General features: G+C 74.0%; 20 protein-coding genes, 1 tRNA gene and 1 pseudogene. 13 read left to right on the top strand and 9 right to left on the bottom strand.

Going from position 1 to position 17,084, the window contains the following annotated elements:
• Nucleotides 1-26 precede the first annotated feature (26 nt).
• On the top strand, nt 27-896 hold the full coding sequence (locus tag LQ327_RS16685) for an NUDIX hydrolase (RefSeq protein WP_230735644.1): 870 nt from the start codon (nt 27-29) through the stop codon (nt 894-896).
• Nucleotides 897-900: 4 nt separating this feature from the next.
• Here LQ327_RS16685 and LQ327_RS16680 read toward each other — a convergent pair whose 3' ends face one another.
• On the bottom strand, nt 901-2,154 hold the full coding sequence (locus LQ327_RS16680) for a cytochrome P450 (RefSeq protein WP_230735642.1): 1,254 nt from the start codon (nt 2,152-2,154) through the stop codon (nt 901-903).
• Between the two features lie 94 nt (nt 2,155-2,248).
• Here LQ327_RS16680 and LQ327_RS16675 point away from each other — a divergent pair, with 94 nt between their 5' ends.
• The 4 genes and pseudogenes from LQ327_RS16675 to LQ327_RS16660 form a co-directional block, all read left to right on the top strand.
• Nucleotides 2,249-2,767: a DinB family protein gene (locus LQ327_RS16675; RefSeq protein WP_230735640.1), complete on the top strand. Its 519-nt coding sequence runs from the start codon at nt 2,249-2,251 to the stop codon at nt 2,765-2,767.
• Nucleotides 2,768-2,845: 78 nt separating this feature from the next.
• Entirely contained in the window at nt 2,846-3,289 is a 444-nt protein-coding gene (locus tag LQ327_RS16670; RefSeq protein ID WP_230735637.1) for an SRPBCC domain-containing protein, read from the top strand.
• Complete coding sequence (locus LQ327_RS16665; RefSeq protein WP_230735635.1) at nt 3,279-3,635, top strand: ArsR/SmtB family transcription factor; 357 nt, start codon at nt 3,279-3,281, stop codon at nt 3,633-3,635. Before LQ327_RS16670 ends, LQ327_RS16665 begins: the two co-directional genes overlap by 11 nt.
• Nucleotides 3,632-4,147, top strand: a pseudogene (locus LQ327_RS16660) (DUF899 family protein); the annotation flags it as partial. The gene LQ327_RS16665 and the pseudogene LQ327_RS16660, both read left to right, overlap by 4 nt.
• Before the next feature lie 34 nt (nt 4,148-4,181).
• On the opposite strand, the gene LQ327_RS16655 reads toward LQ327_RS16660, so the two are convergent.
• From LQ327_RS16655 to LQ327_RS16615, 6 genes are all read right to left on the bottom strand, one after another.
• Nucleotides 4,182-5,015: a YwaF family protein gene (locus LQ327_RS16655; RefSeq protein ID WP_230735633.1), complete on the bottom strand. Its 834-nt coding sequence runs from the start codon at nt 5,013-5,015 to the stop codon at nt 4,182-4,184.
• Nucleotides 5,016-5,060: 45 nt separating this feature from the next.
• Entirely contained in the window at nt 5,061-6,272 is a 1,212-nt protein-coding gene (locus LQ327_RS16650; protein ID WP_230735631.1) for a hypothetical protein, read from the bottom strand.
• A 175-nt stretch (nt 6,273-6,447) separates the two neighbouring features.
• Entirely contained in the window at nt 6,448-6,765 is a 318-nt protein-coding gene (locus tag LQ327_RS16645; RefSeq protein WP_230735629.1) for a helix-turn-helix domain-containing protein, read from the bottom strand.
• Nucleotides 6,762-7,073 (bottom strand): type II toxin-antitoxin system RelE/ParE family toxin, encoded by a 312-nt coding sequence (locus LQ327_RS16640; protein ID WP_308286332.1) that lies wholly within the window; start codon nt 7,071-7,073, stop codon nt 6,762-6,764. Before LQ327_RS16640 ends, LQ327_RS16645 begins: the two co-directional genes overlap by 4 nt.
• A 124-nt stretch (nt 7,074-7,197) precedes the next feature.
• Nucleotides 7,198-8,133 carry a cold-shock protein gene (locus LQ327_RS35245; RefSeq protein WP_372460689.1) on the bottom strand — a complete coding sequence of 312 codons (936 nt, stop codon included), beginning with the start codon at nt 8,131-8,133 and terminating at the stop codon, nt 7,198-7,200.
• Nucleotides 8,134-8,222: 89 nt separating this feature from the next.
• Nucleotides 8,223-8,306, bottom strand: a tRNA-Leu gene (locus LQ327_RS16615).
• Between the two features lie 100 nt (nt 8,307-8,406).
• Here LQ327_RS16615 and LQ327_RS16610 point away from each other — a divergent pair.
• The 3 genes from LQ327_RS16610 to LQ327_RS16600 are packed head-to-tail and all read left to right on the top strand — an operon-like array spanning nt 8,407 to nt 11,479.
• A complete protein-coding gene (locus LQ327_RS16610; protein WP_230735627.1) occupies nt 8,407-9,759 on the top strand; it encodes a M20/M25/M40 family metallo-hydrolase in 1,353 nt (450 codons plus the stop codon).
• Nucleotides 9,753-10,523 carry an SDR family oxidoreductase gene (locus tag LQ327_RS16605; RefSeq protein ID WP_230735625.1) on the top strand — a complete coding sequence of 257 codons (771 nt, stop codon included), beginning with the start codon at nt 9,753-9,755 and terminating at the stop codon, nt 10,521-10,523. The genes LQ327_RS16610 and LQ327_RS16605 overlap by 7 nt, the downstream gene beginning before the upstream one ends.
• Nucleotides 10,523-11,479 carry an NADPH:quinone oxidoreductase family protein gene (locus LQ327_RS16600; protein ID WP_230735624.1) on the top strand — a complete coding sequence of 319 codons (957 nt, stop codon included), beginning with the start codon at nt 10,523-10,525 and terminating at the stop codon, nt 11,477-11,479. Before LQ327_RS16605 ends, LQ327_RS16600 begins: the two co-directional genes overlap by 1 nt.
• A 108-nt stretch (nt 11,480-11,587) precedes the next feature.
• Here the strand turns inward: LQ327_RS16600 and LQ327_RS16595 are convergent, their stop codons facing one another.
• Both LQ327_RS16595 and LQ327_RS16590 read right to left on the bottom strand, forming a co-directional pair.
• Nucleotides 11,588-11,836: a DUF5703 family protein gene (locus LQ327_RS16595; protein WP_230735622.1), complete on the bottom strand. Its 249-nt coding sequence runs from the start codon at nt 11,834-11,836 to the stop codon at nt 11,588-11,590.
• 71 nt (nt 11,837-11,907) lie between these two features.
• The gene (locus LQ327_RS16590) at nt 11,908-12,915 is read right to left on the bottom strand and encodes an aldo/keto reductase (protein ID WP_230735620.1); all 1,008 of its coding nucleotides are present in this window, start codon (nt 12,913-12,915) and stop codon (nt 11,908-11,910) included.
• A 107-nt stretch (nt 12,916-13,022) separates the two neighbouring features.
• Here LQ327_RS16590 and LQ327_RS16585 point away from each other — a divergent pair, with 107 nt between their 5' ends.
• From LQ327_RS16585 to LQ327_RS16565, 5 genes are all read left to right on the top strand, one after another.
• Complete coding sequence (locus LQ327_RS16585; protein WP_230736246.1) at nt 13,023-13,853, top strand: undecaprenyl-diphosphate phosphatase; 831 nt, start codon at nt 13,023-13,025, stop codon at nt 13,851-13,853.
• A 24-nt stretch (nt 13,854-13,877) separates the two neighbouring features.
• Nucleotides 13,878-14,600 (top strand): histidine phosphatase family protein, encoded by a 723-nt coding sequence (locus tag LQ327_RS16580; RefSeq protein WP_230735618.1) that lies wholly within the window; start codon nt 13,878-13,880, stop codon nt 14,598-14,600.
• Between the two features lie 68 nt (nt 14,601-14,668).
• Nucleotides 14,669-15,238, top strand: a complete 570-nt coding sequence (locus tag LQ327_RS16575) for a DUF3090 domain-containing protein (RefSeq protein WP_230735615.1) — start codon at nt 14,669-14,671, stop codon at nt 15,236-15,238.
• A 70-nt stretch (nt 15,239-15,308) separates the two neighbouring features.
• The gene (locus LQ327_RS16570; RefSeq protein WP_230736244.1) at nt 15,309-16,109 is read left to right on the top strand and encodes an SCO1664 family protein; all 801 of its coding nucleotides are present in this window, start codon (nt 15,309-15,311) and stop codon (nt 16,107-16,109) included.
• Entirely contained in the window at nt 16,094-17,080 is a 987-nt protein-coding gene (locus tag LQ327_RS16565) for an MBL fold metallo-hydrolase (protein ID WP_230735614.1), read from the top strand. The genes LQ327_RS16570 and LQ327_RS16565 overlap by 16 nt, the downstream gene beginning before the upstream one ends.
• The last annotated feature ends 4 nt before the right edge of the window (nt 17,081-17,084 follow it).

Here is a 17,084-nt window from a genome sequence, read left to right as displayed (position 1 = left end):
GCGCCGCCGTGTGATCAGATGGGGCCATGACGATGGACCCGACCGCCCTGCCGCCGGGCTTCGCCGACCAGCTCGCGGAGTACAGCGCCCGGGCCGCGGCGCCGGTCGAGGCGAAGGTCGCCGCCTCGACGATCCTGCTGCGCGACGGCCAGGACGGCCCCGAGGCGTTCCTCATGCGCCGCCGCACCCAGATGGCCTTCGCCGGCGGCATGGTCGTCTTCCCCGGTGGGGGCGTCGATCCGCGTGATGCCACCGACGACGTCGGGTGGGTCGGCCCCTCGCCGTCCGCGTGGGCACAGCGCCTGGGACTCGACGACGTGTCCGCGGCCCGCGCGGTGGTGTGCGCGGCGATCCGGGAGACGTTCGAGGAGTCGGGGGTGCTGCTGGCCGGACCGGACGCGGACTCCGTCGTCTCCGACACCTCCGGACCCGAGTGGGCCGAGGCGCGGCGCGCCCTGGAGGCCCGGGAGACGGCGTTCACCGACGTCCTGCGCGAGCGCGGCCTCGTCGTCCGCACGGATCTGCTCCGGGCGTGGACCTGCTGGATCACCCCGGAGTTCGAGCCGCGCCGCTACCGGACGTTCTTCTTCGTGACGGCGAGCCCGGCGGGCCAGCGCGCGGCGGCCGGGTCGACGGAGTCCGACGCCGCCGGTTGGCTGGGTGTCGAGGCGGCGCTGGCCGCGGCCGGCGAGTCGGTGGCGATGCTCCCGCCGCAGTACTGCACGTTCCTCGAGCTGGCGCAGCACCACTCGGTCGGCGACATCGTCGACGCCGCCGACCGCCCGATCCCGGAGCCGGTCATGCCCGGGCTGGAGCTCGGCGCGGACGGCGCGCCCCGGCTCGTCCTGCCCGACCGCTACGCCGAACTGAACCGGGAGCGCGTCGCGCCGCGTTGACGCCTCACCAGGTGACCGGCAGGGCCTCCACGCCGTGGATCAGGTTGTCCTGCCGGTAGCGCAGGTCCGACGGATCGACGGCGAGGGCCAGGTCCGGCAGCCGGCGCAGCAGCGCGGTGAACGCGATCCGCAGCTCGATCCGGGCGAGCGGGGCCCCGAGGCAGTGGTGGATGCCGTAGCCGAACGCGACATGCGGCAGCGGCGCGCGCGTCAGGTCCAGGTGCTCGAGGTCGCCGCCGCCCAGCGCCGGGTCCCGGTTGGCCGCGCACAGCGAGGCGGTCATCAGCGTCCCGGACGGGACGTCGTGGCTGCCGACGGCGACGTCGTCGGTCGCCATGCGCGGGAACCCGGCCGAGACCGGCGAGATGAAGCGCAGCATCTCCTCGACCGCGGCGTTCAGCGGAGCGGGCTCATCCGCGTCCACGGCGGCCCGGAGCGCCGCCATCTGGTCGGGGTCGGTGAGGACGGCGAGGGTACCGAGGGCGATGACGTTCGAGGTCGTCTCGTGGCCGGCCACGAGCAGCAGGTTGGCCAGGCCGGCGAGCTCGTCGTCGTCGATGCCGCCCTCGTCCGCCGAGCGGTCGCCGTGCTCTCGGATGAGCATCCCGATGAGGTCGTCGCCGGGGTCGCGACGGGCACGCTCGACGAGGCCGCCCATGTAGGCGCGCGACGCGTCGATCACCTGGGAGCGCTCGCGCGGGCTCAGGTCGGACTCGAGGGTGCGGGCCGCCCGCTCCTGGAACTCGTCGCGGTCGGCGTACGGGACGCCGAGGAGCTCGCAGATCACCAGCGAGGGCACCGGCAGGGCGAAGTCGGCGACCAGGTCGGCGGGCGGGCCACCGGCGGTCATCCGCTCGAGGGCGTCGTCGACGATCGTCGTGACGCGCGGCTCGAGCGCCTTCATCGCGCGGACGGTGAAGCGGCCGGTGAGCATGCGGCGCAGTCGGGTGTGGTGCGGCGGGTCGATCGCCAGCAGCATCCCGGCGCGGCGGCGCAGCAGTTCCTCGGAATCGACGTACGCGCTCATGCCCGGCGGGGGCGGCACCGCCTCGAAGCTGAACGCCGGGTCGCCGTGCACCCGCCGAGCGTCCTGGAACCCGGCCACGAGCTCGGCACGGTGGCCGGCGAGCGTCGTCACCGGGCACACCCCGTCCCGTTCGCGCAGCTCCGTGACCTCCGGGTCCGGGTCCAGGCCGTCGCGGCGCAGCCCGAGCGGAGCCGGTCGGTCCTCGGTGGCGGGGTGCTCGGTGCTCGTCACGCCCGCGACCCTGCTCCATCCGGCCCAGGAACGGAAGGGGACTCCCATCTGGGCGACACGGTGACTGTCGGGGGTCGCTGATAGTCAACGCACCGTGAACGACTTCGACCTGCGCGGTCGCCCCGAGCCGCCGATGCGGGGTGACGAGACCGCGACGCTGCTCGGCTTCCTCGAGTTCGGACGGGCGACGCTGCGCTGGAAGTGCGCCGGGCTCGACGCCGAGGGGCTCCGTACCACGGTCGGGGCCTCGACGATCACCCTCGGCGGGCTCCTCGGGCACCTGGCCCAGGTCGAGGACAGCTGGTTCACCGAGGATCTCGCGGGCCTGCCGCCGCCCCCGCCCTGGGACACCGACCGGGAGGCCTGGCGGTGGGCGGCCGACCGGCCCCCGGAGGAACTGCTCGCGCAGTGGGAGACCTCCGTGGCGCGCTCCCGGGAGCGGGTGGCCGAGGCACTGGCCGACGGCGGGCTCGACCACCTCGCCGTCGACCCGAAGCCACCCCCGGCGATGAACCTGCGCTGGATCCTCGTCCACATGATCGAGGAGTACGCCCGACACAACGGCCACGCCGACCTGCTCCGCGAGGCGGCCGACGGCGAGACGGGGGAGTAGCGCGGACACAGCCCCTTGACGCAACTCTCCGGTTGCCATAGCTTTTATCGCAATCGCACGGTTGCACCAGGAGGCGACATGGGATTCCCCGACCGGATCGAGCGCAGCATCGATCTCGCCCACCCGCCGGAGCGGGTCTGGAGCGCGATCACCACCGCCGATGGCCTCGCCGCGTGGTTCGGCGACCGCGCCGAGATCGACCTGCGCCCGGGCGGCGCCGCCCGCGTCGTCTGGACCGCCGAGGGCCACGACCAGCAGCTGCGGGTGGAGCGCGTCGAGGAGCCCCGCGTGTTCGGCTTCACCTGGCGGATCGCCGGCCTGCCGCAGGAGGACCCGCGGCGGACCTACGTCGAGTTCATCCTGGAGCCGACGGGCGCCGGCACCCGGCTGCAGGTCGTCGAGACCGGCTTCGCCCAGCTCGGCCCGGAGGAGCACGCCTCGGCGCACAGCGGCAACACGGCGGGCTGGGCCCACGAGCTCGGCGACCTGGCCGCCCACCTCGACGGCGTCCATGCCGCCTGAGGGGACCGACGAGAGCGTCGCCGAGGCGGTCTTCGCCGCACTCGCCGACCCCACCCGGCGCGTGATCCTCGCCGACCTGGCCGCGCACGGCCCGTCCACCGCGACCGACCTCGCGGGCCGCGTGCCGATCTCCCGCCAGGCCGTCACCAAGCACCTCGACCGGCTGGCGGAGGCGGGCCTCGTCACCACCGAGCCGGGGGAGCGGCGCCGCATCCGGCACCGACTGCGGTCGGCGCCCATGCGCACGGCGCAGCGCTACCTCGCCGCCCTGGCCCGCGACTGGGACGGCCCGCTCGCCGCACTGTCCGACCATCTCGACCAGCAGACCCAGGAGACCCAGCCATGACCACCGTCGTCAGCACCGAGGAATGGGAACGCGCCCGCGCCGACCTGCTCACCGCCGAGAAGGACCTCACCCACGCCCGGGACGCCGTCGCGGCCCGCCGTCGTCGGCTCCCGGTGACGCCGTTCCCCTCCGACCACGTCTTCGCGACCCCGGACGGCCCCCGGACCCTGCTCGATCTCTTCGACGGCCGCGGCACGCTCGCCGTCTACCAGTTCATGGACCGCGGACCCGACCGCTACTGCGGCGGCTGCACCTGGTTCACCGACAACGTCCCCGCGAGCGCGCCGCGGCTGCTCGCCGAGCACGACGTCACCTGGCTGCACATCTCGGACATGCCGCTCGAGCAGATCCGGAGCTACTGGCAGGACCGGGGCTGGACGATGCCCGCCGTGTCCTCCCGGGGCACCTCGTTCTCGACCGACACCGGCGCGGGCGAGGGATTCGCCTTCACGATCTTCGTGCGGAACGGCGCGCAGATCTACCGCTCGTACGCGACGACCGGACGGGGCATCGAGCACCTGGCCTTCGTGACCTCGCTGCTCGACCTCACGCCGACGGGCCGCGGCGAGACCTGGGAGGACTCTCCGGAGGGGGTGGCGCAGGTGCCGTCGGCGATACTGCCGAACGTGATGACGACCGCGGACGTGGCCACCAGCTTCGGCCGCTTCCGGCAGGGCGCGTCCCCGTCGAGCGCTGCCACGGGAGCGTGATCAGCGCCCAGATCCCGACGACGAGGACCGCCTCGACCAGCAGATACCACGGCCAGGGCCCGAGCAGGTTCAGCAGCGAGGCGGTCTCGGGCTTGTGGTCGAGGTAGCCGTAGTTCGCGCCGGACAGCGCGTTGACCACCTGCGTCGGGGCGGCCCACACGACGGTCGCCGCCAGCGCGAACCGGTAGTCGTGCCACGTCGGGCGGCGCCGCATGCCCCACGTGAGCAGCACCGCGATCCACACGACCAGCACGTGGTCGGTGAAGAACACCAGGAACGACGGCGCCGGGAAGTCGCCGCCGCCGAGGGCCGGGGTGAGCAGGGCCTGGACGCTCAGCGTCAGACCCCAGTAGTACGTCAGCGCGTAGGCCCACGGGCGCCCGGACACCACCGCGTAGGCGGCGGCGTAGGGCGCGAGGTCGGAGAGCTGCAGCGGCAGGGTCAGCCACGGGTGCGCCGGGTCGAACGCGCTGATCTGGTACCCGGCCGTCATCAGCACGAGCACGCCGGCGAGCACCAGGCCCGTCACGCGGACCGTCCGGACGCCGGCCCGCCGCCCGATCACGACGAGGGCGACCGCCCCCAGGACCGTGATCGCCAGGACGGCGAGGTGCGACGGCCCCCAGGGCAGGAACACCGGGGACGGCGGCGGGGGCACGGCGGCGTGCACCGGGTCATCGTCCTCTCGCCGGCCCCCGTGGCGCGAGGGGAACCCTCAGCAGGCTAGAGCGACCGGCTCTTCCCCTCGCGCGAGCGACGGCGACCGATCCCGGACGGCCACCGCCCACGCCGCGAACGGCACGGCACCGGCCCCCAGGGTCAGGTCCGCGTCCCACACGCCGCCGGTGAGCAGCAGCCACAGCCCGGCCGAGAGCACGGTCGGCGCGAACAGCACCGCGGCGGCGCACCAGCCGACGGCCGCGTCGGTGGCCGGCCGCAGCCACCGCAGGAACGCGGCGAGCAGCCCGAGGGCCACAACGGTGATCACGACGATCGCCGGGTGCACGCCGCGCTCGCCGGTGACCTTGGCGCCCACGTGCAGCGGCGAGAAGCGCCCCGGACCGCCGAGGAGGAACGGCACGATCAGCACCGCCCACGTCGCCGCCGCGACCCCGCCGACCAGGAGCGCCCGGCGTCGCCCGGCCCGCAGCCCGACCGCCACGGCGACGATCACGACGACGAGCGCGAGGTGCGGCCGGGTGCAGGTCGCGATCCCGAGGGCGACCGCGGCCGCTGCCAGGACCCGGGGGGACCGGGCGTGCAGGACCCAGACCGTGGCGGCCACGGCGGGGACGACGCTCGTCACGAGGTCGTCGCCCACGAGGTACTCGCGCCCGGCCTCCAGGCAGCCCATCACGACGAGCAGCCACAGCACCGTCGCCTCCCGACGCAGGCGCCACCCGCCGCACAGCACGGGGAGCAGGGCGGCCGTCCAGAAGACGTTCTGGGCGGCCGACGACCCGGTCAGCCACCAGAACGGCGCGGCGAGGACCAGCGACCCGGGCAGTGGCGTGATCGGGTTCTGCAGGTAGGTCAAACCGGTGTACGGGTAGAGCCCGGCCGCGAGGCGCGCGAGCCCGACGTCGAGGGCGTCGGCCCGGTCACTGCCCGCACCCAGCGGATAGGCCCAGGACGGCGGGACGCCGTGGACGAAGCCGACGATCAGCACGGCCAGGCCGAGGACGACGAGCGTCGGCGCGACCCAGGACGGTGCCCTCTCGAGCAGGTCGGTCAGGAGCGGGAGCGCCAGCAGGACCACGCACGCCATCACCACGGCGTAGACCGCGACCCCGACGGGACCGCCCAGGTTCATCGCGGTGTGGGTGGACACGACGGCGAGCACCGCGGCCAGGGCGAGCCGGGCCGGGTCGACGACGAGCCGCACCGGCCCACCTCCTCTGCCGCCGGCGAGCGCACAGCCTGCCATCCGCCGATCGGTCCTCGGCTCTCGCGGTCGGCGGTCGCGCGGTTCGAGTCGGGCGGGACGGCTCCAACGCTGCCCTGTTCGGCCGCGATCGCGTCAAGCGCCCGCCGACTGCGCGGCCGCGGTCGCGTAGAAGGTGATCTCCGGGCTGAGCAGCAGCCTCCGCGAGAGCCCTCGCTCAGGCGATAGCGCTGATGTCGCCGTCGTCGAAGTAGATCGCCTGGTGGAGCCGACCCCCGAGGGCCACCGCGTAGCGCGCCAGGACTTCCTGCCCGGAGACTTTGCCGCGCTCGATCTGGGAGACACGGCCCTTCGTGACCTCCATCCGATCGGCGACCTGCTGCTGGGTCAGTCCTCGGGCCCGGCGCACCTCGGCCAGGCGGTGACCGACCACCTCGGCGAGCAGCTCCTGCTTGCCCGCGTCCACGGCCTCCTCCCCGCCGGCACGCTCGACGTAGTCGGACCGGATGTCCCTCCAGGCCACGTGGTCACTCATGTCTGGCGCTCCTCCTCGTCTCGCCGATCCTTGAGATAGCCCTCGTACCGTTGCTCGGCGAGAGGGATGGCCTCGCGATACCACTGGTTCCAGCGCCCCGACTTGTCCCCGGCAACGAGCAGGATGCTGTCGCGCCACGGGTCGAAGGCGAACAGGAGTGTCGACGAGAGGCCGCCCGAGGCCCGGCCCGTGGTCGGCGAGCATGTCGATGGCTTGCACGACGCGCCGCAGTGCGACGTCGTCGAGCGTGTCGATCCAGGACCGCACGTCGTCGACGACGTAGACCTGCCACTCGCCGGTCGCCACACGACCAGTGTACCGATCGCTATACCTGGGCATCGAAACCCGAGCCCGCGCGATCGCAGGAACGGCACCCGTCGTCGGGAACGAGAGAACAACACGATCGCTCCCTCGGCCGGTAGGGCCGAGAGCTCAGAGGCGCTCGACGCGGTCGGCCTGCGGGCCCCGGTCGCTCTGACGCACCTTGTAGCGGACCCGGTCGCCCTTCTGCAGCGGCTCCGACCCCACGATCACGGACACGTGGAGGAAGAGATCGTCGCCGCCGGCGTCCGGGGTGATGAAACCGAAACCGCGCTCCTCGTCGTAGCGCGCGACGACGCCCTCGCCGCCTCGTGCGGGTGCGTTCCGCGATCCCGGCCTCGCGGCCGGTGCCGACCGCTGCGGCGCTGCCGGGGGCTCGGCGCCCCGGACCAAGCCCACGGCGCGGGCCTGGGGACCCTTCTCCCCATCGGCCACGTCGTAGGCGACACGGTCGCCCTCCGCGAGCCACGTCAGCCCGTCGTCCAGGGCGCGGGCGTGCACGAAGACGTCCCCGGCGCCGGAGTCGGGGGTGATGAAGCCGAAACCCTTGTCCTCGTCGTACCAGGCCACCGTGCCGTCGGCACCGTCCGCGGTGCCGGTCGCGGCGGGTGGGCCGACGTCGGCTCCGAGCGGGATCACGTGTCCGGCCTGCGGGCCGCGCTCGCCCTCGACCACCACGAAGGCCACCCGCTGTCCCTCGGCGACCACCCCGCCGGTCACGATCGCCGAGCTGTGCACGAAGACGTCGGGACCGCCGCCGTCCGGCGACGCGAAGCCGTATCCCTTGGCCGGCTCGTACCACTTCACGGTGCCGAGCAGCCCCACGGTGCTGCCGGCGGCCGCGTCGGCGGTGACGCGAACGCGGAGCGCCTGGGGCCCGCGGTCGTTCTCGCCGATCTCGAACACGACGGCCTGGCCTTCGCGCAGCACCGTCCCGTCCCCGACGACCTCGGAGGCGTGCACGAACACGTCCGGCGAGCCCTCGTCGGGGGCGAGGAAGCCGAAACCGCGCTCCACGTCGAACCAACGGACGGTTCCCTGCGGCATCGAAGGCTCCGGTTCGAGGGGTGGACGGGCACGCGCGACCCGTCGTCGGGAATGACAAAAGGGCCGTCGGATCGACGGCCCTTCGTGTGTGTCCGAGGGGGGACTTGAACCCCCACCCCCTACTCGGGGACTAGCACCTCAAGCTAGCGCGTCTGCCATTCCGCCACTCGGACCTGCGAGGGGAAAGCTTACAGCCCCCCGCCGCGACGATCACACCGGGTCAGGTTCTCCAGCGGCGCTGCGGCCCGTCGGCGCAGTGAGAGGATGCGGCGCATGGGAGACGGAGCGCAGCGGAGCTCGACCCGGACAGGCAGCGCCGCCGAGGACGAGGTCGTGCAGCTCACGAGCGAGCTGATCCAGATCGACAGCAGCAACACCGGCGAGCTCGAGACCACCACGGGCGAGGCCGAGGCCGCCGCCTACGTCGACGCGAAGCTGCGTGAGGTCGGGTACGAGACCGAGGTCGTCGAGTCGGGAGCACCGGGCCGGCACAACGTCTTCTGCCGTCTGAAAGGCGCCGACCCGTCACGGCCGGCGCTGCTCGTGCACGGTCACCTCGACGTCGTGCCCTTCGCCGCGGACGAGTGGTCGGTCCACCCGCTCTCCGGCGCGGTGCGCGAGGGCTACGTCTGGGGTCGCGGCGCGGTCGACATGAAGGACATGGACGCGATGATCCTGGCGCTCGCGCGCCAGTTCAAAGCCGAGGGCGTGGTGCCGCCGCGGGATCTCGTGTTCGCGTTCCTCGCCGACGAGGAGGCGGGCGGCGCGTACGGCTCGCACTGGCTCGCCGAGCACCGGCCGGACCTCTTCGAGGGCTGCACCGAGGCCCTCGGCGAGGTGGGCGGGTTCTCGGTGACGCTCGGGGAGGACGTCCGCGTCTATCCGGTGATGACCGCCGAGAAGTCGATCGCCTGGATGAAGCTTCGGGTGCGCTCCCGCCCCGGGCACGGCTCGATGATCCACGACGAGAACGCCGTGACGGTCCTGTCCGAGGCCGTCGCGCGGCTGGGTCGTCACCGGTTCCCGCTCACGCTCACCGACACCGTGCAGGGCTTCTTCGACGAGGTCACGACGCTGACCGGGATCGAGTTCCCGACGGAGTCCGCCGCGGCCCTCGATGGCGCGGTCGCCAAGCTGGGCGGGGTGGCCCGCGTCGTCGGTGCCACCACCCGCGACACCGCCAACCCGACGATGCTCTCCGCCGGCTACAAGGCCAACGTCATCCCGTCGGTCGCCGAGGCCACGGTCGACTGCCGCGTCCTGCCGGGGCGTCAGGAGGCGTTCGAGCGCGAGCTCGACGAGATCCTCGGCCCGGATGTCGAGCGGGAGTGGATCCGCAACCTCGAGGCGGTCGAGACCGGGTTCGACGGCGACCTCGTCGACACCATCACCGCCGCCGTGAAGGCCGAGGACGACGACGCCCGCACGCTGCCCTACATGATGTCCGGCGGCACCGACGCGAAGGCGTTCGTGAAACTCGGGATGCGCTGCTTCGGGTTCGCCCCGCTGCGCCTGCCCCCGGACCTCGACTTCACCGCCCTGTTCCACGGCATCGACGAGCGGGTGCCGGTCGACGCACTGCACTTCGGGACCCGGGTGCTGGAGAGGATCCTGCGGACATGCTGATCACCGAGGGCTCCGTCGCCCTGGTCACCGGGGGCGCGTCCGGCATCGGCGCGGCCGTCGCCCGCCGATTGGCGACGGCGGGTGCGCGCGTCGCCGTCGTCGACCGGGACGCGGTGGCCGCCGCCGCGGTCGCCGCGGAGGTCGAGGGACTGGCCATCGCCTGCGACGTCACCTCCGAGGCCGCGATGTCCGCCGCCGTCGCCGAGGCCGAGACCTGGGGCGGGCGCCTGGACCTCGTGCACCTCAACGCGGGCTCGGTGGGCGGCCAGTCCGGGATCACCGACCTCGACACCGAGGCCTACCGCCGCGTCGTCGGGGTGAACGTCGACCACGTGGTCTTCGGCCTGACCGCGGCCGTCCCCGCCCTCCGGCGCGCGGGCGGCGGGACGATCATCGCGACGGCGTCGCTGGCCGGCCTGGTGCCGCTGCCCGGCGACGCGATCTACACGCTGACCAAGCACGCCGTCGTCGGCTACGTCCGCTCGGCCGCCGCCACGCTCGCGCCCGAGGGTATCCGGGCGATGGCGCTGTGCCCCGGGTTCGCCGACACCGCGCTGATCGCCCACCTGCGCGACCAGTTCGCCGGGTTCCCGCTGCTCGACGCCGGCGACGTGGCCGACGCGGTGGAGCGGATGCTCGCCGACGGCAAGGCGGGCGAGTGCTGGTACGTCCAGCCCGGCCGGGACCCCGGCCCGTACGCGTTCCGCGGGGTGCCGGGGCCCAAGACCGGCGACGAGCCGCCGCAGCTCGCCTGGGAGGGCTAGTGCGGGGCTGGACGGTGCCGCGGTTCGGCGAGCCGCGCGAGGTGCTGGAGCTCACCGACCTCCCCGACCCGGTCGCTGGCGACGGAGAACGGCTCGTGGCGGTCGAGGCGGCGTCGGTCAACTTCGCCGACATCCTCTACTGCCGGGGCACGTACCAGGAGAAGCCGCCGCTGCCGTTCACCCCGGGCCTCGAGGTCGCGGGCACCGACCCGACGACGGGAGAGCGGATCTTCGGCCCCGTCGTCATGCCGCACGGCGGGTACGCCGAGCAGGCCGTGCTGAGCTCCTGGCACCCGTGGCCCGAGGGCATGACGGCGGCGCAGGCCTCCGGGTTCTTCGTGGCGTACCAGACCGGGTGGTGCGCGCTGCACCACCGGACCTCGCTGCGCGCGGGGGAGACCCTGCTCGTGCACGCGGCCGCCGGCGGGGTGGGGGCGGCGGCGGTCCAGCTCGGCGTGGCGGCGGGTGCCCGGGTGATCGCGACGGTCGGGTCGGCCGACAAGGCCGAGGTGGCCCGTCGTCTCGGGGCGCACGAGGTGATCGTGCTCGACGGCGCCCCCGATGCGCTCATCCCTGCGGTGAAGGACCTCACCGACGGGCGCGGCGCCGACGTCGTCTACGACCCGGTCGGCGGCGACACCTTCGACGCCTCCCGCCGGGTGACCGCGTGGGAGGGTCGGCTCCTGGTGATCGGGTTCGCCGGCGGACGGATCGCCGACGCCCCGACCAACCACGCGCTGGTCAAGAACTACGACGTGATCGGCGTGCACTGGGCCGCCTACCGCAAGCGCGCGCCGGAACTCGTGGACGCGTGGCAGCGGGAGCTCGAGGCGCTGTGGGCGCGCCGCGCGATCGATCCGCTGGTGGGCGCGGAGTACGCGCTGGCCGACCTGCCCGACGCCCTCGACGCGATCGCCGCGCGCACGACGACGGGTCGCGTGGTCGTCACGCCCTGAGCGGCCCGGCACCTCGGCCGCCCAGCCCTTGTCGTGGCCTCCGGCGCCCGGGCGGGCGCGAAAGCCCGCGACAAGGCGGCAGGGCCGGCTCGGCCATAGCCCGGAGGCTCAGGCGGAGAGGGCCCCGAGCCGACGGGAGAGCTTGCGCCGCAACCAGACCTTCCGGGTGCCGTCGGCGTAGAGCAGCGTCCGCGCGAGCTCCCACCCGCCGAACTGCGAGCGCAGCCCGAGCTCGGTGGTCGCCGAGAGCCGCGACACGTCCGGCGGGAGGCGCACCGGCTGGTACTCCCAGTCGCCCTCGACCACGCCGGGTTCGAGGGCCACCTGTGAGGGGTCGAGCCCCGTCGCGTCACTCACGGGCAACCTCCAGGTCGCTGTCCGGCAACCACCGTACGTCCTGCGCGACGGCGGCGGCAGGACTCGTCGGCTCATGTCCAGGGGGCGGGCTCGTCTTCCACCATCACCCCGTCGGTCCCGGGGTCTCCGGAGGGCACGGGGACGAGCGGCGCCGAGGACACGTCGTCGAGGGCCCCGCGGATGGCCGGCGGCAGCGTGAGCTCCTCGGCGGCGAGCGACCCGAGCAGCTGCGCCCCGTCGCGGGCCCCGACCACGGGCGCCACCACCCCCGGCCGGTCCCGCACCCAGGCGAGCGCGACGGCGAGCGGGGAGGTCCCGAGGCCGTGCGCGGCGGTGACCACGGCCTGGACGATCCGGGCGGCGCGGTCGGTCCGGTGGCGCCCGACGTAGGGGCCGAGGTGCGCGGAGGCGCCCCGGGAGTCGTTGGGCGTGCCGTCGCGGTACTTCCCGGTGAGCACCCCGCGCCCGAGCGGGCCCCAGGGCAGCAGGCCCATCCCGTGGTACGTGGCGGCCGGCAGCACCTCGTCCTCGACACCCCGGTCGAGCAGTGAGTACTCCGACTGCACGCTCACCAGCGGCAGGCCGGCCGAGCGGGCGGCGGCCGCGAGCTGCCAGCCCGCGTAGTTGGCGACGCCGGCGTAGCGGACCCGGCCGGAGGAGACCGCGAGATCGACGGCGGAGAGGGTCTCGTCGAGCGGGACCTCGGGGTCCCAGGCGTGCAGCTGCCAGAGATCGACGTAGTCGGTGCCCATCCGGTCCAGGGACGCGTCGAGCGAGGCGAGCAGCGACGACCGCGACGCCCCGCCGCCGAACGGCCCGTCCTCGCGGCGGGCCCCGCCCTTCGTCGCGAGGACGACCTCCGTGCGGGGGATCACGTCGGCGAACAGCCCGCCGAGGATCGCCTCCGCCTCGCCGTCGCCGTAGACGTCGGCGGTGTCGACGAGCGTGCCGCCCGCGTCGAGGAACGCCAGCAGCGACGCGCCCGCCTCGTCGGCGTCGGTGTCGCGACCCCAGGTCATCGTGCCCAGCGCGAGCCGGGAGACCCGCAGCCCGCTGGCGCCGACGCGTCGCTGTTCCACGGCGCAGCAGGATAGGGGGCGCGACGCCGCTCGGCGCGGACGCCGGGCCGGGACCCCACCGCAACCGGGATGTTCCGCTCGTCCGTTACCGTCCCGTCCCCGTGCAGATGAGCTGGCTCGAGGCAATCGTCCTGGGACTCGTCCAGGGGCTGACCGAGTTCCTCCCGATCTCGTCGTCGGGCCACCTGCGGATCGTCGCGGAGGTCTTCTTCGCCAACGACGCGGGCTCCGCGTTCACCGCGGTCACCCAGCTGGGCACCGAGGCCGCGGTCCTCATCTACTTCTGGCCGGACATCTGGCGACTGATCAAGGCCTGGTTCGCGGGGCTGCGGGACCGGAACGCGCGGGGCCTGGACTACCGGCTGGCCTGGTACGTGATCATCGGCACGCTGCCGATCAGCATCCTCGGCGTGCTGTTCAAGCACGCGATCGAGGGTCCGGCGCGCAACCTGTGGCTCATCGGGACCTCGCTCATCGTCTTCGGCGTGGTCCTGGGGCTGGCCGAGCGCTACGGCCGTCAGCGCCGACCGGTCGAGGACCTGACGCTGCGCGACGGCGTGCTCATGGGCCTCGCCCAGGCGCTCGCGCTGCTGCCGGGGGTCTCGCGCTCGGGCGGTACGGTGTCGGCCGGGCTCTTCCTCGGCCTGCAGCGACCGGCCGCGGTGCGCTTCAGCTTCCTGCTCGCCATCCCCGCGGTGACCGCGGCCGGGCTGTTCTCGCTGCCCGACATCGCCGACACCTCCGGCCCGGGCGCCCAGCCCACGCCGGCGCAGATGGTGGTGGCCACCGTCGTCGCGTTCGTCGTGGGCTACGCCTCGATCGCGTGGCTGCTGCGCTACGTCGAGCAGCACACCGTGTACCTGTTCGTCTGGTACCGCGTGATCCTCGGCCTGCTGGTGCTGCTCGCCGTCTCGGGCGGGATGATCGCCGCGGTCTGACGGCGGCCGTTAGGGTGGGCGGACGTGACCACGGTGATCCTCCTCCGGCACGGACGCTCCACGGCGAACGTCTCGGGGGTCCTGGCCGGCCGCTCCACCGGAGTGGGCCTCGACGACCACGGGCGCACCCAGGCCAAGTCCCTGGTCGACCGCCTCGCCGTCCTCCCGCTCGCCGCCGTCGTGCGCTCGCCGCTGCAGCGCTGCGAGGAGACCGTCGCCCCCCTGCTCGAGGCACGCGGCCTGACCGCCGTCGTCGACGACGAGCTCTCCGAGGTCGACTACGGCGACTGGACCGGCAAGACGCTCGGCGAGCTGGGCAAGGAGGACCTCTGGAAGGTCGTCCAGGCCCACCCGTCCGCCGCGGTGTTCCCCGGCGGCGAGGGGCTGGCGCACATGCAGCACCGCAGCGTCGCCGCGGTGCGCCGCCACGCCGCGCGCATCGCCGAGGAGCACGGCCCGAAGGCGCTGTGGGTCGTGTGCAGCCACGGCGACGTGATCAAGTCGGTGATCGCGGATGCGCTCGGGCTGCACCTGGACTCGTTCCAGCGCATCTCGGTCGATCCCTGCTCGATCAGTGTGATCAGCTACACCCCGACGCGGCCCTTCGTCGTGCGCGTCAACGACACCGGTGGTGACCTGTCGTCGTTGGTCCCCAAGCCCGACGAGGACAAGCCGGAGGAGGGCGCCGAGGGGGCCGCGGACGACGGCTCCGAGGCGGTGGTCGGCGGGTCCACCGGCGTAAACTGACCGCCAGTCCAGTCCGACGGGAGTCCCGCACATCCCGACCCGACCACGCACGACATGATCGAGGGGCCATGCCCAGGGTGATCCACGTCTTCCGCCAGCCCGACCGGTTCATCGCCGGCACGGTCGGGGAGCCCGGCGACCGCTCGTTCTACCTGCAGGCCTCCGAGGAGGCGCGTCGCGTGTCGGTGCTGCTGGAGAAGCAGCAGGTGTCGGTGCTCTCGGAACGGATCGGCACGCTGCTCGAGGAGGTCTCGCGCCGCTTCGGCGCGGAGGTCCCGCCCACCACGCCGGAGAACGAGGTCGACACCTCGCCGCTGGAGGTGCCGGTCGAGGAGGAGTTCCGGGTCGGGACGATGGGGCTGGGCTGGGACGCCGAGTCCCGCAGCGTCGTCGTCGAACTGCTCGCGGTCACCGAGGAGGAGGTCGACGAGTCGGTGGTGCTCGACGACACCGACGAGGGCCCGGACGCGCTGCGCGTCTTCCTCTCCCCGGAGCGGGCGCGCGCCTTCGCCACCCGCGCCGAGCGGGTCGTCGGCGCCGGCCGCCGCCTGTGCCCCCTCTGCACCCAGCCGCTGGACTCCGAGGGCCACGTCTGCCCGCGCCAGAACGGCTTCCGTCGGGTCCCCGCGGAGTCGTGAGACCGGTGTCGAGCGGCGAGTGACCAGTCCCGAGAAGCGCGAGGACACCAGCGACGACGCCGTCGCGGACCTGACCGTCGACCAGGTCGAGGACCTGCTGCGCCGCGGTGAGATCGAGGTCCAGGGCCGGATCACCGAGGCGTCCAACGCGACGATGCTCTGCACCGTCACCCTCGACGGCGTCGAGGGCCTGTGCGTCTACAAGCCGGTCCGCGGCGAGCGCCCGCTGTGGGACTTCCCGGACGGGACGCTCGCCGGTCGCGAGGTCGCGACGTACCTGGTCAGCAAGGCCTCCGGCTTCGGGGTCGTGCCCGCGACGGTGCACCGCGACGGCCCGTTCGGGCCCGGCATGGTGCAGCGGTGGATCGAGCTCGACGAGGAGCGCGAGCTCGTGGACATCCTCGCGCCGCGCGACGTCGGGCCGGGGTGGCGGACGGTGCTGCGGGCCCGCGGGGACGACGGCGAGCCCGCACTGCTCGTGCACGCCGACGACCCGGCGCTGCGGGCCATGGCCGCGCTCGACGTCGTCGTGAACAACGCGGACCGCAAGGGCGGGCACGTCCTGGCCGGCGCCGACGGCCGGGTCTACGGCGTCGACCACGGCATCTGCCTGCACCAGGAGACGAAGCTGCGCACGGTGCTGTGGGGCTGGGTCGGCGAGTCCCTCGACGACGACGTCACGGCGGGGCTGAAACGGCTGCGCGCCGCGCTCTCGCCCGGCAACGCGGCCGCCCTGGGCGACGAGATCGGCGACCACATCACCCGCGCCGAGGTGAAGGCGCTGCGCTCGCGGGTGGACCGCCTGCTGCACGCGAACGAGCTCCCGTCCCCGTCCGGCGGGTGGCCGCCGATCCCGTGGCCGGCCTTCTGAACCGGGCCGGTGCCGACCGGACCGGGGAGCCCGCGCCCCCGGACTTCCGGCACCGCCTCGACTCGCACCTGCTCGGCCCGCTGGGGGCGCTGCAGCTGTGGTGGTCGTTCCCGCGGGACGAGGTCGCGCGCCGCGACGCGGTGACGGTGCCGGTGGCCGCCGACGCGCCGCTGCCCGAGCCGGTCGCCGGGACGCTCGGGATCACCTGGCTCGGGCACGCGTCGACGCTGCTCTACGTGGACGGCGTCACCGTCCTGGTCGATCCGGTGCTCTCACCCGGCATCCCCGGTGCGGCGCGGCGACTCACCCCGCCCGGCCGCACCGTCGAGGAGCTCCCGCCCGTCGACGCGGTCCTGCTGAGCCACGACCACTACGACCACCTCGACGTCCGCACGCTCGCCCGGCTCCCGCGCTCGACCCGGATGCTCGCCGGGCTCAACACCGGGCCCTTCCTGCGCGCCCGGGGGTTCACCGACGTCACCGAGCTCGACTGGTGGTCCTCGGTGACGCTGTCCGGCCGCACCGGTCCGGTGTCGGTCGAGTTCGTGCCGGCCCGGCACTGGTCGCGGCGCACCGCCACCGACACCTGCCGTCGTCTCTGGGGCGGCTGGGTGGTGACCGGGTCCGACGGCCGCGCGATCTACCACGCGGGCGACACCGCGTACGGCCCGTTCCTGTCCCGCATCGCCGCCCGGCACCGGCGCCTGGAGATCGCGGCGCTCCCGGTCGGCGCGTACCGCCCGCGGGCGCTGCTGCGCAGCGTCCACATGGACCCGACGGAGGCCGTCCGCGCCGCCGGGACGCTGCGGGCGCGCCGGATGGTGCCGGTGCACTGGGGGACCTTCGTGCTCTCCGGGGAGCCGGTGCTCGAGCCGCTCGAACAGACGCGGCGGGAGTGGCGGCGCACCGGGCGCGACCGTGCCGACCTCTGGGACCTGCCGATCGGCGGGTCGCGCGTCGTCACTCCCTGAGCTC

The organism is Actinomycetospora endophytica (assembly GCF_021026375.1).
GTDB classification, from domain to species: domain Bacteria; phylum Actinomycetota; class Actinomycetes; order Mycobacteriales; family Pseudonocardiaceae; genus Actinomycetospora; species Actinomycetospora endophytica.
This window is presented reverse-complemented; position numbering and strand designations above follow the sequence as displayed.

Excerpts from the sequence above, each read along its gene's own strand:
- LQ327_RS16585 (WP_230736246.1), top strand. The coding sequence starts at position 13,023 with ATGAGCTGGCTCGAGGCAATCGTCCTGGGACTCGTCCAGGGGCTGACC.
- LQ327_RS16665 (WP_230735635.1), top strand. The coding sequence starts at position 3,279 with ATGCCGCCTGAGGGGACCGACGAGAGCGTCGCCGAGGCGGTCTTCGCC.
- LQ327_RS16610 (WP_230735627.1), top strand. The coding sequence starts at position 8,407 with ATGGGAGACGGAGCGCAGCGGAGCTCGACCCGGACAGGCAGCGCCGCC.
- LQ327_RS16670 (WP_230735637.1), top strand. The coding sequence starts at position 2,846 with ATGGGATTCCCCGACCGGATCGAGCGCAGCATCGATCTCGCCCACCCG.
- LQ327_RS16605 (WP_230735625.1), top strand. The coding sequence starts at position 9,753 with ATGCTGATCACCGAGGGCTCCGTCGCCCTGGTCACCGGGGGCGCGTCC.
- LQ327_RS16575 (WP_230735615.1), top strand. The coding sequence starts at position 14,669 with ATGCCCAGGGTGATCCACGTCTTCCGCCAGCCCGACCGGTTCATCGCC.
- LQ327_RS16645 (WP_230735629.1), bottom strand. The coding sequence starts at position 6,765 with ATGAGTGACCACGTGGCCTGGAGGGACATCCGGTCCGACTACGTCGAG.
- LQ327_RS16650 (WP_230735631.1), bottom strand. The coding sequence starts at position 6,272 with ATGGCAGGCTGTGCGCTCGCCGGCGGCAGAGGAGGTGGGCCGGTGCGG.
- LQ327_RS35245 (WP_372460689.1), bottom strand. The coding sequence starts at position 8,133 with ATGCCGCAGGGAACCGTCCGTTGGTTCGACGTGGAGCGCGGTTTCGGC.
- LQ327_RS16685 (WP_230735644.1), top strand. The coding sequence starts at position 27 with ATGACGATGGACCCGACCGCCCTGCCGCCGGGCTTCGCCGACCAGCTC.